We start from the raw sequence: 14,373 nt of genomic DNA, 5'->3' as shown, positions 1-14,373 counted from the left end.
CATGGCCGACAGCATCCAGGCGCCTTTCGACGTCAAGCTCATGAACATCGTCTCGAACCTTGCGTTCGCGGTGGTGGCGCTCATGCTGCTGGCGGCGGGCGCGTGGTGGGTGCTGCGCCAGCCTTTCTTTCCCATCGGCGGAATCAAGGTCGACGGAGACGTGACGCACAACAACGAAGTGACGCTGCGCGCGAATGTGGCACCTCAGCTCTCGGGCAACTTCTTCACGGTCGATCTCGCCCGCGCGAGAACGGCGTTCGAGTCGGTGCCCTGGGTGCGCAAGGCGGTGGTGCGGCGCGAGTTTCCGGACAAGCTGCGCGTCACGCTGACCGAGCAGGTGCCGGTGGCCAACTGGGGCGACGACGCAGGCTCGAAGCTGATCAACGGCTTCGGCGACGTGTTCGAAGCCAACGTGGCCGAGGTGGACGACCGCTTGCCGCGGCTCGACGGTCCCATCGAGCAGGCCGGCCAGGTGCTGGGCATGTACCGCGTGATCGCGCCGATCTTCCAGCCCTACGACTTCGGCGTCGACGAGCTCACGCTCTCGAGCCGGGGCAGTTGGAAGGTGGTGCTGAGCAGCGGCGCCGAAATCGAGCTTGGCCGCGGCCAGCCCGAGGAAGTGGCCGCCCGCGCGCAACGTTTCCTGAAAACCGTGACCCAGGTCGCGGGCCAATACCACCGCACCGCGGCGGACATCGAAGGGGCCGACCTGCGCCACAACGATGCCTATGCGCTGCGCCTTCGTGGCGTCACCACGGTCGTTACCGACCCGAAGACCAAGAAGAAATAAATAGAAGCGAATACCGAGGACATTCAATGCCCAAAGAATACAAAGACCTGGTCGTAGGACTTGACATCGGCACCGCCAAGGTCATGGTGGTGGTGGCCGAGGTGCTGCCCGGCGGCGAACTCAAGCTCGCCGGGCTCGGCATCGCGCCGAGCAACGGCCTGAAGCGCGGCGTGGTGGTGAACATCGACGCCACCGTGCAGAGCATCCAGCAGGCCTTGAAGGAGGCCGAACTGATGGCCGACTGCAAGATCAGCCGCGTCTACACGGGCATTACCGGCAGCCACATCCGCGGCATCAATTCGAGCGGCATGGTGGCGGTGAAGGACAAGGAAGTCACGCCGGCCGACGTGGCCCGCGTGGTGGAAACCGCGCGCGCGATCAACATCTCGAGCGACCAGCGCCTGCTGCTGGTGGAGCCGCAGGAATTCGTGATCGACGGACAGGACGTGAAGGAGCCGATCGGCATGAGCGGCATGCGGCTCGAGGCCAAGGTGCACATCGTGACCGGGGCGCAGAGCGCGGCCGAGAACATCATCAAGTGTGTGCGCCGCTGCGGCCTCGAGGTCGACCAGCTGATGCTGAACCCGCTGGCTTCGAGCCAGGCGGTGCTGACCGAAGACGAGCGCGAGCTCGGCGTGGTGCTGGTCGACATCGGCGCGGGCACCACCGACGTGGCCATCTTCACCAACGGCGCCATCCGCCACACGGCGGTGATCCCGATTGCGGGCGACCTCATCACCAGCGACATCGCGATGGCGCTGCGTACGCCCACCAAGGACGCGGAAGACATCAAGGTCGAGAGCGGCTACGCCAAGCAATTGCTCGCCGACCCCGACCAGCAGGTGGAAGTGCCCGGCCTCGGCGACCGCGGCCCGCGCATGCTGAGCAAGCAGGCGCTGGCGGGCGTGATCGAGCCGCGCATCGAGGAAATCTTCTCGCTGGTGCAGCAGGTGGTGCGCGAATCGGGCTACGAAGAGGTGCTGTCCTCGGGCGTGGTGCTGACCGGCGGCAGCGCAGTGATGCCCGGCATGGTCGAGCTCGGCGAAGACATCTTCCTGAAGCCGGTGCGCCGGGGCATTCCGAAGTATTCGAGCGCGCTGTCCGACATGGTGGCGCAGCCGCGCGCGGCCACCGTGATGGGCTTGCTCGAAGAGGCTCGCTTCGCACGCATGCGCGGCTTCAAGGTCGCGCAGAAGAACGGATCCGTAAAGACTGCGTTCGGACGTTTCAAGGACTTCATCGTGGGGAACTTCTGACCATGAATCACTCCTCACTCTGGCTCGCACGCGGCGGTCCGCCCTTGCATTTCAACGAGCGATGGCGGCGCACAGGTCCACCATCGCGACGACAACTTCGTTGAACTCGTCAAGACACTTAAAAAATTCATAGATACACAACGGCAACTGCAAATTCAAGGAGTTAGAAATGACCATCGAAATGATCGAAGTCGAAGAATTCAACCAAGGCACTCAGATCAAGGTGATCGGCGTCGGCGGTGGCGGCGGCAATGCCGTCGCGCACATGATGGAGCGTGGCGTGCAGGGCGTTCAGTTCGTCTGCGCCAACACCGATGCGCAGGCGCTCCAGCGCAGCAACGCGCACAAGAACATCCAGCTGGGCACCAGCGGCCTGGGCGCCGGCAGCAAGCCCGACAAGGGCCGTGAAGCGGCCGAACTCGCGGTGGACGACATCCGCGCGGCCATCGACGGCGCGCACATGCTGTTCATCACGGCCGGCATGGGCGGCGGCACCGGCACCGGCGCCGCACCCGTGATCGCGCGTGTCGCGAAGGAAATGGGCATCCTCACCGTGGGCGTGGTGACCAAGCCCTTCGACTGGGAAGGCGGCCGCCGCATGACCAACGCTGACGCCGGCCTGGCCGAGCTCGAGGCGAACGTCGATTCGCTGATCGTGGTGCTCAACGAGAAGCTGCTCGACGTGCTGGGCGAGGACATCACCCAGGACGAAGCCTTCGCACATGCCAACGACGTGCTCAAGAACGCCGTGGGCGGCATCTCGGAAATCATCAACGAGTACGGCGGCGTGAACGTCGACTTCGAAGACGTGCGCACCGTGATGGGCGAACCGGGCAAGGCCATGATGGGCACGGCCGCGGCCGCAGGCCCGGACCGCGCGCGCATCGCTGCCGAGCAGGCCGTGGCCTGCCCGCTGCTCGAAGGCATCGACCTCTCGGGTGCCAAGGGCGTGCTGGTGCTGGTGACGGCATCGAAGGGTTCGCTGAAGCTCAACGAGTCGAAGCTCGCGATGAACACCATCCGCGCCTACGCCTCGCCCGATGCGCACGTGATCTACGGCGCCGCCTACGACGAAAGCCTCGGCGACGAAATGCGCGTGACCGTGGTCGCCACCGGCCTGTCGCGCGCCGACGCACGCCGTCAGGCTCCGACGCTCGAAGTGATCCGTACCGGCACCGACAACATCCCGTTCCACGTGCCCACGCTCGGCGGTACCGGCCATGCCGGCCACGGCCACACCAGCCAGCCGAACTACGACGGCATGGCGGTGCCCAGCGTGTGGCGCACCAACCGCACGATGGCTGCGGCCAAGGTCGATGCGCTGTCGTCGGGTGGCATGGACGATTTCGAGATTCCTGCATTCCTGCGCCGTCAGGCCGACTGACGCCAGGCCACCGAACGCAGAGGGCACGAAGGTTCGCAAGGGGTGACGGGGAAGACCTGAAAGGGACTTCCGCCGGCCCTAGGCGCTGCGTTCGCTTCGTGCCCCTTGCGTCCATCGTGGGCGCTTGAAATAGAACCTATGTCTATCGGTGCCATAGCGAGGGGCATAGGCCGCCACGCGCGCCGCGCGCCTAAAATCGCGGGCGTGCTGCAACAACGAACCCTCAAGTCGATCAGCCGCGCCGTGGGCGTGGGGCTTCACAGCGGCCAACGCGTGGAACTCACGCTGCGCCCCGCTCCGGCGGACACCGGCATCGTGTTCCGGCGCGTCGACCTGCCCGAGCCGGTCGACATCCGCATGACGGCCGAAGCGGTGACCGACACGCGCCTGGCTTCCACGGTCTCGACGGGCGGAGCGAAGGTGCAGACGGTCGAGCACCTGATGTCGGCCTGCGCGGGTCTCGGCATCGACAACCTCTACATCGATATCACGGCCGACGAAGTGCCGATCCTCGACGGGTCGGCCTCTTCGTTCGTGTTCCTGCTGCAAAGCGCGGGCATCGAACTGCAGAAGGCGCCGCGCCGTTTCATTCGCGTGACCCGCAAGGTCGAGGTGCGCGAGGGCGAGGGCGCCAACGAGAAGTGGGCCAGCCTGGAGCCATACCACGGCTACAAGTTGAGCTTCGAAATCGACTTCGATCACCGCGTGGTCAATTCCACCGGCCAGCGCGTGGAGTTCGACCTCGGCACCGATTCATACAGCCGCGACATCGCGCGCGCCCGCACCTTCGGCTTCACGAAGGAAGTCGAGTACATGCGCAGCAAGGGCCTGGCGCTCGGCGGCGGGCTCGACAACGCCATCGTGATGGACGACACCAAGGTGCTCAATGCCGGCGGTCTGCGCTACGACGACGAGTTCGTGAAGCACAAGATCCTCGACGCCATGGGCGACCTGTACATCATCGGCAAGCCGCTGCTCGCGGCCTACACCGCATTCCGATCGGGCCATGCGCTCAACAACAAGCTGCTGCGCGAGCTGCTGGCGAACAGCGACGCCTACGAGGTCGTGACCTTCGAAGACGAGAAGCGCGCACCGCGCGGTTTCGGCGAAGTGGCGCGGGCCTGGTAGGCAAGCCTCCTTTTCGGCGATGCTTGTCTTCCGCTGGGCCATCCTGCTGCTTCTGCTGGTGGCCGGCGTGTCGTTCGCCTTCTATGCAGGAACGGGGCAGGTCAAGTACCGGCACTTCGGCTGGATCGTGCTCAAGTGGACCCTGCTTGCGGCGTTCGGCTTCTTTGCCGTCCTGATCGCCGAACGGGTGGCTTAGGCTCGCAGGCTTCGCGGCCGGCCAACGAGAGCCTGAAAGGGCGCTACCTCGAACGACCTTGCCGGTAGGTGCCGGCGTGTGTCTTCGACAGCTCGGCCGCCTCGGCCAACCGTGCCATCGACCGGCCCACCTGCGCATGCGTGATGGCAATGCCGAGCGCGTCGGCCGCGTCGGCACCGGGCAGACCCGGCAGATCGAGCAGGCGCTTCACCATCTCTTGCACCTGCGCCTTGGCGGCCTGGCCATGGCCGGCCACCGCTTTCTTCATTTGCAGCGCGGTGTATTCCGCCACCGTGAGCTTGCTGTTCACCAGCGAGGTCACGCAGGCACCGCGGGCCTGGCCCAGCAGCAGTGTCGACTGCGGGTTGACGTTGACGAAAATGATTTCGACGGCCGACGCATCGGGCTGGTAGCGCTCGGCAATTTCGCCGATGCCGTCGAACAGCACCTTGAGGCGTGCCGGCAGATTGCCGGTGCCCAGGTGCCGGGTGCTGATGGTGCCGCTCGCCACGTAGCGCAGCGCATGGCCATCCGCATCCACCACGCCGAAGCCGGTGGTGGTCAAGCCGGGGTCGATGCCGAGAATGCGCATGTCAGAGGTTGAAGTACCAACGGATCGAGTGGAAGAAGATGGGCGCGGCGAAGCACAGCGCGTCCACACGGTCGAGCAGGCCGTTGGCGCCGGTCACGCCCGCGCCTTTCTTGCCCCAGTTCGGAATGCCGCGGTCGCGCTTGAGCGCCTTCATCACGAGGTGCCCCATCGATCCCGCAACGCAGGCGATGATGGACACGGCGAGCGCTTGGCCGAACTTGAAGGGCGTGATGAACGAGAACAGCGCGCCCACCAGGCTGGCGACCACGATGCCGATGCCCCAGCTGGTCCAGTTGAAGCTGCGGCTCACATTGGGCGCGAAGGGCTTGCGCTGCGTGCGGCGCGAGATCACGTGCTGCACCAGCACCGAGGTCTGCACCACGAACACCAGGAAGAACACGAGAAAGGCGCTCTTGCCTTCGTAGCCCGGAAAGCTCAGCAGCAGCAGCGCCGGCACGTGGCTCATGCCGTAGACACAGACCATGATGCCCCACTGCAGCTTGGCGTTGCGCTCGAGAAAGTGGCTGGAGTCGTCGGCGAGTGCGCTGGCGACCGGAATCGCGAGGAACACGTAGACCGGAATGAACACGGTGAACAGGTCGAAGCGCGCGGTGCCTACGAGCCAGAACTGGATCGGCAGCACCACGAAAAAGGCCAGGATCAGGCTGCGGTGGTCTCCGCGTCGTGTGGGTGAGAGCGTGATGAACTCACGCAGCGCAAAGAAGGCGATGAGCGCGAACAGGACGGTGGCCACCGTTTCGCCGAGTGCCCAGCCGACCCAGAACACGACCACCATGAACCAGGTGGTGCCCAGCAACTTGCGGTAATGGGCGAGCTCGGCTTGCCAGGTGGCGTCGTGCACGGGGTTGCGGCGTTCCCTGAAGCTCAGGAAGAGTGCCGTGGTGCTCGCGACGACGAGCAGGCCGAAGACGATGAGGAAGAGGGCCGCGACTTGTTGCGTCGGCGTGAGGCTGCGCAGGAACTGGTTCATGTCAGTTTTTTGTTGCGCGCTGTTGTTGGTGGCTGCGTTCTAGGCGCTCTTGTTCAGGGCGCGTGCACAGGCCACCGGGTACTCCCCTCCGCGAATGTCCCCCGGCTTCGCCTCCTCCTTGATTTCGCTGCGGGGAGCACCCGATGCCCTGTGCACTGGGACACGCTCGTGGTGTACGGCCGATCAACGACCGGCGTGCATAACGCTCACGTCGATGGGGTGCCTTGCGCAGCGAAATCAAGGGGGAGGCCGCAGGCCGGAGGACATTCGCGGAGCAAGGTACCCCGTCGGCGGGTGCGCGCCCCGAATGACGCACAACACGGCGCAAAGAGAAAGCTTTCATTTCAGACATCGCGCAAAGCGATCACCGCAGCACGCGCGCGATCGAGGAACGGGCGGCGCTCTTCGCTTTCTTCCACACGGATCGGCGCACCGAATGTGACCGAACACAAGATCGGCACCGGCACGATCTCGCCCTTGGGCATGACGCGCTGCACGTTGTCGATCCATGCCGGCACCAGCACCACTTCGGGAAACATCGTCGCGAGCGTGTAGAGGCCGGACTTGAATTTTTGCGGTTCGCCCGTGTGGCCGCGCGTGCCTTCGGGAAAGATGATGATCGAGTCGCCGCTGCGCAGCGCTTCGACCAAGGGTGCGAGCGGGTCGGCGACTGGGGGTTCAGCGGGGGCGGAGGGCTCTGCTTCCGCCGTCACGGCCGGCGGTTCGACAGGGGGGGCGGCCGGCGGGGAAGGTGGAGGCGCAGGAAGATCGAGCCGCCCTTGCACTTCATCGAACGCCTCGGGGGTGACATCGACGACAGGCGATGCCGTCGGCGCCATCGGCAGCAACGGCTCCATCGAAGGCTCGATGCGCTCGGCTTGCGGTCCAACGGAATTTCGCACGGGGGCTTGGGGCGTCTCCGGTTCCGCCCGGGCGGCCGGTGGTGCCGCCGAACCCGGCGCCGTGGCCGCGCGTTCCACATACACGGCGTTGAACACCTCGGTCGTGATCCAGCGCTTGAACGGCGTGTTGGCCCAGTAGTCGCGCGCCGCAATGGGTCGCGTGATGCTGCGCAGTTCCTCGGGCAGGGCGGCCCAGATCATCACGAGGTCGGCGTGGCTCTGGTGATTGGCGAAGTAGATGCGCTGTTCGGCCTTCGGCGGACAGCCGTACCAGCGTGCCTGGGCGCCCGTGAGCAGTCGGATGATTCCCAACAACAACCAACCTGTGAGCTTTGCCAGCATATGGGAGCGATGATACGGGCCATGCGATGGCGTTTCGATCCTCTTTCCCTGGTCTGGGCGCTGGCCCTGTTCGTTGTTCTCGTGCTGCTGGCCACCGTCGGCGCGCGCTGGGGCTGGCTGCGCAGTTTCTTTGGCGACGTGCTGGCCGTGGTGTGGGTCTATTTCGTCTTCAGGACGTTCATCGCCGCGCGCGTGCTGCCGCTGGCGCTGGCCGCATTCGGTGTGGGCCTGGCCGTTGAACTCGGCCAGTACCTTGCATCGAACTGGCACCTGCACATTGCGAACCGTGCCTTGCGCATCGTGCTCGGCAGTACGGCCGACTGGTGGGACGTGCTGGCCTATGCGATCGGCTTTGCGGCCGTGCTGGCCGCCGAAGCGCTGCGTGCCGGCCTCAGGGCAGCTCGGCCGCCGGCATCCGCGCGGCGATGGTCGATGCCCGTCCGCTGAGATAGGACGAACCCAGCTTGCGCTCGAAGAACTTCGGGCTCGGCAGCATCACGGCCAGGCGCGCGGCCTCGCCGGCGCTCAGGCGCGAGGCGGGTTTTCTGAAGTAGTACTGGGCGGCGGCTTCGGCGCCGAACACGCCCTCGCCCCATTCGACGTTGTTCAGATAGATCTCGAGAATGCGCCGCTTATCGAGCAGCACTTCGAGCAGCGTGGCGAGCACCAGTTCCTGGCCCTTGCGCAGCAGCGTGCGCTCGCTGGAGAGCAGCAGGTTTTTCGCGAGCTGCTGCGTGATGGTCGAGCCGCCGCGCAGCTGCACCGGACGCACCGGCTTGCCGCGCGCGATCGCGCGCGCTGCCCGCCGCGCCGCGAGTTCCTCGGCCTTGGCATTGCGTTGCCGCGCACGTTCGATGGCTTCCCATTCGACGCCGTTGTGGTCGATGAAATCGGCATCCTCGCTGGCGATGACGGCGCGCTTGAGGTTGTCGCTGATCTGCGCGTAGGGCACCCACTCCTGGCGCCACGCGCCCTTGCTGCCCTGGTGAATGGCGATCTGCCAGGCTTCGGAGCGCTGGAACGCGGTGCTTTGCGGAGCGATCACGGCCATGGCCGTAATGCGCGCGACGAAGAAAAGCTCCAGCGCCACGCCCGCCACCAGCAGGCAGGCAATCAGCCGCAGCAGCCGTTTCATTGGCCGGCAGCGAGCGAAGCGCGCAATTCGGCCAGCACCTGCGCGGCGGGCGGGCGCACGCCGCGCCAGGCTTCGAATGCTTCGGCCGCCTGCTCGACCAGCATGCCGAGTCCGTCGCGCCCCACGGCGCCGTGCGCTTCGGCCCATGCGATGAAGCCGGCGGCGGCCGGGCCGTACATGAGGTCGACCGCGAGCGCGCCGTCCCGCAGTACCTGCGCGCGCACCGGCACCGCATCGCCGGCGAGGCTGGAGGCCGTGGCATTGATCACCACGTCGAAATTACCGGCCACTTCATCGAGCGCCCAGGCCTCGAGCGTGGCGCCGTGGCGCAAGGCCAGCGCCGCGTGGCGCTGCACCAGTGCCATGGCCTTGCCGACGGTCCGGTTGGCCACCACGATGCGCGAAGCGCCTGCGTCGAGCAGCGGCCCGAGCACGCCGGCGGCGGCGCCGCCCGCACCGATCAGCAGCAGCTCGCGCCCCGCCAGCGGCACGGCGGCGTTGCGCACGATGTCGTTGACGAGCCCGATGCCATCGGTATTGTCGGCGTGGATGCCGCCGTCGGCTTCGAAGCGCAGCATGTTCACGGCTTGCGCGAGCAGGGCGCGCTCGCTGGTGTGCTGTGCAATGGCGGCGGCATCGAACTTGAAGGGCACGGTGACATTGCAGCCGCGCGCGACGTTGTCCTGCTCCGCGGCTTCTCGCCGGAAGCTGGCGACGCCTTCGGCGAAGGCGCCGATCGGCACGAGCCGGCGGGTGTATTCCAGCTGTTGGCCGCAGAGCTCGGCAAATCGGGCATGGATGCGGGGCGAGCGGCTGTGCTCGACGGGGTTGCCCATTACGCAATACAGATCCATGGCGCCGTTGCTTGCTGGTGTTGCTATTGGGAGGAGAGCTCGATGGTCTCGTCGCGCGTGAACTTGAAACGCGACTGCAGCACGATCTGGTCGGTCTGCTTGCGCATTGCATCGGTGAACTTGCCGAAGTTGCCGATGCTGTGCACGATGGCCTTGGCGCGCCGGTCGAGCGTGGTGTCGCCGGAGCTTTCATCGACCACGGTGTCGAGGATCTTGCCGTCGTGATTGATGGTGATCGTCATCTTGAGCTCGCCGTAGAGCTTCTTGCCGGCGGCCGTGGGAAAGTTCTCGGTGCCTCGCACTTCGATGCGGCGGCGCAGCGTGTCCACGTAGATGGCATAGGCCGCCTCGCGCGTCGAAGGGCTCAGGTAGCGCTTCTTGGGGCGCGCGTTTTCTTCGTTCACGCGCCGCTCGATTTCGGCCAGCAACTCGACCATCTGGCGTCGCTTTTCCTCGCGCGCAACAGCCTCTTTCGGGTCGCCCGACACGCGCGGATCGGGTGCGGGCATGGCGGCCAAGTCGCGCTTGAGTTGCGCGAGCAGCTGCATCTGCTGTGCCTGCATCGCGTCGACCTGGCGCTGCGCTTCTTCGATGGAGTCGCCCACGGCGGTAAAACTCGAAGGCGGCAGCGGACTGGTGGCGCGGCCCCGTTCGAGATCGCCGCCGCCTGCCAGCGAGGTTTGCGCCATGACGCGGGCCGTGGCGTCGGGCTTGTCCTTGGTCTTGCTATTGACGAGGATCACCTCGAGCGGCGTGTCGCTGAAGACCCGATTGAACGATTCAGGGTCGACGAAACGCACCGTCAGAAGCGCAGCGTGCGCGATGACCGACACACCGAGTGCAATCTGCAGCGTGCTCAGATCCCTGAAGTTCATTGACGGCGCTCCTCGCGGCTCATTGAATGGTTTTTATATTCCGCGCGGCGCTTGTTACGCCGGCGTGTTCTCCGGTGCCGGCTCGCTGTCGGTCAGGTCAACGGCAATAGCAATCGGGCCGGCCACTTCTTCTTCCTCATCGCCGCTTTCCTCGTCGGCCGCGGCATCCATCTTGGGCGCATCGAGGCGCTCGAGCACCGTGCCGTGCACGTCGAGCGCGATTTCGTCGATCTCGCCAAGCTTCACGCGCAGGCGGGCGCCACGTTCCTGCTGGCCCGCCACGGGGAACACCAGCGGCAGCGTGTCGGCACGCACCAGCGCGCCGTTCTGGATGTCCTTGATGACGGTGACTTCAAGCTCGGTGATGCCTTGCTGCTCCAGGTACTTGAGCGTCCAGAAGCGCTCCATGCCGCCCTGGTAGGCGTTGTAGGTTGCGTAGGCGGCGTCGAAGCCTGAGAGGATCGAGAACAGGTCGGCGTCCTTCGGCTTGAAGGGCGCCGCCAGCGCGGCGGTCTTGCCGTGGCGCGCGGCCGCAATGATCTGCCACTGGTTCACGAGGTCGGTGTAGCGGCGCAGCGGCGAGGTGCTCCAGGCATAGCTCTTCACGCCGAGGCCCGCGTGCGGCAATGCCCGCGTGCCCATGCGCACCTTGATGCCCGGCGCCAGGCTCGCCTGACTGCGGTAGAGCCCGGGCACGCCGAGTTCGCCAAGCCAGCCGCCCCAGCTGCTGTTGGCCAGGATCATCGCCTCGGACACGATCAGGTCGAGTGGCGCGCCACGCTGACGCGTGGTGATCTGCACCTGCTCGCTGCCGTTCGGCTCGCCGTCGTTGCCGACGAGGCGAAAGTTGTAGTCGGGCCGGTTGAAGTTCTCGGGCTTGCCGCGCACCACTTCGCGCTGCGCCTTCAGCTGCTTGGCGAGGCGGAACAGGAAGGAGAGCGGAGCGCGCAGGTTGGCCGCGGCCTCGGGCGTGTTCTCGCTTGCGAACGATGCGTCTTCGAGCCACGGCTGCGTGACGACACTGTCGAGCTGGTCGTGCCGCAGGTTGGCCACGATGGGCACGCGCTCGAGCTTCGTCTCGCTGGACTGCAGTTCGAGCGTGGCTTCGTCGAAGCGCACATAGAGCGACACGGCCGGGCGATCGCCGCTTTCGAGCAGCGTGTAGGCGCTGACCACCTCGTCGGGCAGCATCGTGATCTTGTGGCCCGGCATGTAGACCGTGGACATGCGCGCGCGCGCCACTTGGTCGATGGCGCTTCCGGGCGTCAGCGCGAGGCCTGGCGCTGCAATGTGGATGCCGACCGTGACCGTGCCGGTCCCCAGGCCCTGGACCGAAAGCGCGTCGTCGATCTCGGTGGTCTGCGAATCGTCGATCGAGAACGCCTGCACGCCGGCGGCCAGCGGCAGCTCGTCGACGATGGCCGGTGCGGCGAGTGCCGGAAACCCCGTGCCCTTGGGGAAGTTCTCGAACAGGAAGCGCCGCCAGTGGAACTGGTAGGGCGAGTCGATGGCGCCGGCGCGCTCCAGCAGGTCGAGCGGCGGGCGCTGCGTGGCGCGCGCGGCGTCGACGACGGCCTTGTATTCGGGCGCGTTCTTGTCGGGCTTGAACAGGATCTTGTAGAGCTGTTCGCGAATCGGCTGCGGACAGACGCCCTCGGCCAGCTGGCCGGCCCATTCGACGATTTGCGCCTGGACGACTTTCTTCTTCTCGATGGCGGCGAGCGCCTGCTGCACGATGTCGGCCGGCGCCTTCTTGAAGCGTCCCTTGCCCGCGCGGCGGAAGTAGTGCGGTGCCTCGAACAACCCGAACAGCGCGGCGGCCTGCTGCGCGAGCGTGGGCTTGTCGCTGAAATAGTCGGCCGCGAGTTCGGCAAAGCCGAATTCGCCCTCGGCGGCAAATTCCCAGGCCAAGTCGAGATCCATCGTGGCGGCGAGCGCGCGCGCTTCGGCGATCAACTCGGCCGGGGCCGGTTTCTCGAAACGCAGAACGATGTTGGCGCCCTTGACCTTGACGCGCTTGCCGGTGTCGAGCTCGACCTGCGCCGATGCTTCGGCCTCCGACAGCACGCGGCCGCCGAGGTACTTGCCGGCTTCTTCAAACAATACAAACATGCCCGGATTGTCCCAGACTCGGCACCCTCCCGGGCTTCAGACCGGGTTGATGAAGGCGATGACCTCGTCGAGATGGTTCTGCTCGAAATCGGACAGCGCGTGGTCGCCCCCCTCGAGCAGCTTGATGTTGCTGTCGGGGTAGCGCGCGGACATTTCGTGCCAGTCGAGCGCCTCGTCGCCCTTGGCGATGATGGCCAGCACGCGTTCGGGCCGCGTGAGGCTGCCGACTTCCATGGTGCGCAGTTCCTGGATGTACTCGGGCCGGAAATAGAAATGTTCGGCCGGGTCCTGCCACGTGGTCTGGTCGCCGATGTAGAGCGCCAGGTCGCGGGCGGGATGCACGGCCGGGTTGAGCAGCACGGTGCGGCAGCGCGTCATGCCGGCAACGTAGGTGGCATAGAAGCCCCCGAGCGAGGAGCCGACCACGGCCATCGACTTGCGAGGCCAGTCTGCAATGCCCTTCATCACCATGTCGATGGCTTCGCGCGGCGAGGGTGGCAATTGCGGGCACCACCACTGCAGCTTGGGGTGCTCCAGTGCCACGCGCTGCGCCATCAGCCGTGCCTTGGTGGAGCGGGGCGAGGAGCGGAAACCATGCAGGTACAACAGATGAGTGGCTTGCGGGTCCATGCGAGGCAGAGGCTGAAGTGGTGCTGTCGACGCAACTCCGTTGAGGGAGCCGGGGAATTTTGCATGAGGTCTGCGTGCGCGACGCGGCTTCCGTCGAAGGCTCTCGCATGCGGGCTTCGTGCGGGGAAGTGATTGTTGACCACTGGAATCTCGGAAGTGCGGGAATTTTCTGCATTCGGCCGGCGCCGGCCGCACTCGGAGCCCGAAAGTATTCAGCTTGCGCGCCGGGAGCGTCCAAGTACGCTGGACTTGTTGCATTTTGGCAATGCCGCGGTTCCGTCAGGTCGCTGGCGGCTTCGTGTTTGCCGGATCGACGTGTGAAGGGGCGGCGCGAGTTTTCCGGCCCGGGCGGGTGTTGGCATCCCATGAAAATGGGAGGGGCCGCAGCTTGTTCGATAGGCGCGGCGCCTTATGCTAAGCCCATGAATATTGAGGCTCTGGATGCCGGAACGGCGCGCCGCTGGGGCGTGCTCGTGGTCGAAGACGACAGCCGCGCACGCGCCTTCTTCGAGGCCAGCGTGCAGCGCAGCGCGAGCCTTTTTTGGCTCGGAAGCGCCGGCACCGTACAGGAGGCATTGGCCTGGCTGGCCCGGACCACCACCATTCCCGACGTGCTGCTGGTCGATCTCGGCATGCCCGACGGGAGCGGGCTGGACGTGATCCGCGATGCCGTTGCGCGCTTTCCGGGCTGCGAGCCGCTGGTGATCTCCGTCTTCGGAGACGAGGAAAACGTGCTTTCGAGCATTGAAGCCGGCGCCGTCGGCTACATCCACAAGGATGCCGCGCCCGAGGACATCGCGCAGACCATTGTGGAGATGAAGGCCGGTGCATCGCCCATCTCGCCCATGATCGCGCGGCGGGTGCTCGCCAAGTACCGCAGCCTGCAGTTGGCGGGTACACCCGTCGCCGCGGCCCCCGAGGCTGCCGCCGCCAGCGCCGCTCCGAGCCTGCTGTCCGCCCGCGAGCACGAAGTGCTGACGCTGATTGCGCGCGGCTTTTCCTATGCGGAAATCGCACGGCTCAAGGGGCTGAGCGTGCACACGGTGCAGACACACATCAAGAATCTCTACGGCAAGCTGGCGGTGCATTCCAAGAGCGAGGCGGTGTTCGAGGCCACGCGCCTCGGCCTGCTGTCCCACCCCGGGTGAACCGTGTGGCGGGGCGCATGTTCGGGAGGCCGCGCAGG

The 14,373-nt window shown here is 66.1% G+C and carries 15 protein-coding genes; 7 read left to right on the top strand and 8 right to left on the bottom strand.

Annotation, left to right across the window (positions count from 1 at the left end; genetic code table 11):
- The first annotated feature begins 1 nt into the window (after position 1).
- The 5 genes from QFZ42_RS20750 to QFZ42_RS20730 all read left to right on the top strand — a co-directional run bounded on the left by QFZ42_RS20750 (position 2) and on the right by QFZ42_RS20730 (position 4,754).
- Positions 2-790 (top strand): cell division protein FtsQ/DivIB, encoded by a 789-nt coding sequence (locus QFZ42_RS20750; protein WP_307702774.1) that lies wholly within the window; start codon positions 2-4, stop codon positions 788-790.
- A 26-nt stretch (positions 791-816) separates the two neighbouring features.
- Complete coding sequence (gene ftsA, locus QFZ42_RS20745; RefSeq protein WP_013539446.1) at positions 817-2,046, top strand: cell division protein FtsA; 1,230 nt, start codon at positions 817-819, stop codon at positions 2,044-2,046.
- Positions 2,047-2,215: 169 nt separating this feature from the next.
- The gene (ftsZ, locus tag QFZ42_RS20740; protein ID WP_307702773.1) at positions 2,216-3,430 is read left to right on the top strand and encodes a cell division protein FtsZ; all 1,215 of its coding nucleotides are present in this window, start codon (positions 2,216-2,218) and stop codon (positions 3,428-3,430) included.
- Positions 3,431-3,634: 204 nt separating this feature from the next.
- A complete protein-coding gene (lpxC, locus tag QFZ42_RS20735) occupies positions 3,635-4,558 on the top strand; it encodes a UDP-3-O-acyl-N-acetylglucosamine deacetylase (RefSeq protein ID WP_307702772.1) in 924 nt (307 codons plus the stop codon).
- A gap of 19 nt (positions 4,559-4,577) precedes the next feature.
- A complete protein-coding gene (locus QFZ42_RS20730; protein WP_307702771.1) occupies positions 4,578-4,754 on the top strand; it encodes a hypothetical protein in 177 nt (58 codons plus the stop codon).
- A 43-nt stretch (positions 4,755-4,797) separates the two neighbouring features.
- Here the strand turns inward: QFZ42_RS20730 and ruvC are convergent, their stop codons facing one another.
- From ruvC to QFZ42_RS20715, 3 genes are all read right to left on the bottom strand, one after another.
- Complete coding sequence (gene ruvC, locus QFZ42_RS20725) at positions 4,798-5,346, bottom strand: crossover junction endodeoxyribonuclease RuvC (protein WP_307702770.1); 549 nt, start codon at positions 5,344-5,346, stop codon at positions 4,798-4,800.
- A gap of 1 nt (position 5,347) precedes the next feature.
- On the bottom strand, positions 5,348-6,337 hold the full coding sequence (locus QFZ42_RS20720; RefSeq protein WP_307702769.1) for a phosphatidate cytidylyltransferase: 990 nt from the start codon (positions 6,335-6,337) through the stop codon (positions 5,348-5,350).
- A 344-nt stretch (positions 6,338-6,681) separates the two neighbouring features.
- Positions 6,682-7,581: a lysophospholipid acyltransferase family protein gene (locus QFZ42_RS20715; RefSeq protein ID WP_307702768.1), complete on the bottom strand. Its 900-nt coding sequence runs from the start codon at positions 7,579-7,581 to the stop codon at positions 6,682-6,684.
- A 9-nt stretch (positions 7,582-7,590) separates the two neighbouring features.
- Between QFZ42_RS20715 and QFZ42_RS20710 the strand changes: the two genes are divergently transcribed.
- Complete coding sequence (locus QFZ42_RS20710) at positions 7,591-8,028, top strand: ribosomal maturation YjgA family protein (protein ID WP_307702767.1); 438 nt, start codon at positions 7,591-7,593, stop codon at positions 8,026-8,028.
- Here the strand turns inward: QFZ42_RS20710 and QFZ42_RS20705 are convergent.
- The 5 genes from QFZ42_RS20705 to QFZ42_RS20685 are packed head-to-tail and all read right to left on the bottom strand — an operon-like array spanning position 7,973 to position 13,187.
- Positions 7,973-8,716, bottom strand: coding sequence for a transglycosylase domain-containing protein (locus QFZ42_RS20705; RefSeq protein ID WP_307702766.1), 744 nt, complete (start codon positions 8,714-8,716; stop codon positions 7,973-7,975). The two genes, QFZ42_RS20710 and QFZ42_RS20705, sit on opposite strands and share 56 nt — an antisense overlap.
- Complete coding sequence (gene aroE, locus QFZ42_RS20700) at positions 8,713-9,570, bottom strand: shikimate dehydrogenase (RefSeq protein ID WP_307702765.1); 858 nt, start codon at positions 9,568-9,570, stop codon at positions 8,713-8,715. Before aroE ends, QFZ42_RS20705 begins: the two co-directional genes overlap by 4 nt.
- 23 nt (positions 9,571-9,593) lie before the next feature.
- Positions 9,594-10,445, bottom strand: coding sequence for an energy transducer TonB (locus tag QFZ42_RS20695; protein ID WP_307702764.1), 852 nt, complete (start codon positions 10,443-10,445; stop codon positions 9,594-9,596).
- Between the two features lie 54 nt (positions 10,446-10,499).
- Positions 10,500-12,557 (bottom strand): ribonuclease catalytic domain-containing protein, encoded by a 2,058-nt coding sequence (locus tag QFZ42_RS20690; RefSeq protein ID WP_307702763.1) that lies wholly within the window; start codon positions 12,555-12,557, stop codon positions 10,500-10,502.
- 36 nt (positions 12,558-12,593) lie between these two features.
- Complete coding sequence (locus QFZ42_RS20685) at positions 12,594-13,187, bottom strand: YqiA/YcfP family alpha/beta fold hydrolase (RefSeq protein ID WP_307702762.1); 594 nt, start codon at positions 13,185-13,187, stop codon at positions 12,594-12,596.
- A 422-nt stretch (positions 13,188-13,609) separates the two neighbouring features.
- Between QFZ42_RS20685 and QFZ42_RS20680 the strand changes: the two genes are divergently transcribed.
- The gene (locus QFZ42_RS20680) at positions 13,610-14,335 is read left to right on the top strand and encodes a response regulator transcription factor (protein ID WP_307702761.1); all 726 of its coding nucleotides are present in this window, start codon (positions 13,610-13,612) and stop codon (positions 14,333-14,335) included.
- Positions 14,336-14,373: the final 38 nt, after the last annotated feature.

It is taken from the genome of Variovorax paradoxus (assembly GCF_030815855.1).
GTDB classification, from domain to species: Bacteria; Pseudomonadota; Gammaproteobacteria; order Burkholderiales; family Burkholderiaceae_C; genus Variovorax; species Variovorax paradoxus_M.
Note: the sequence above shows the minus strand (reverse complement) of the source record. Positions and strands in the feature narration are given on the sequence as shown.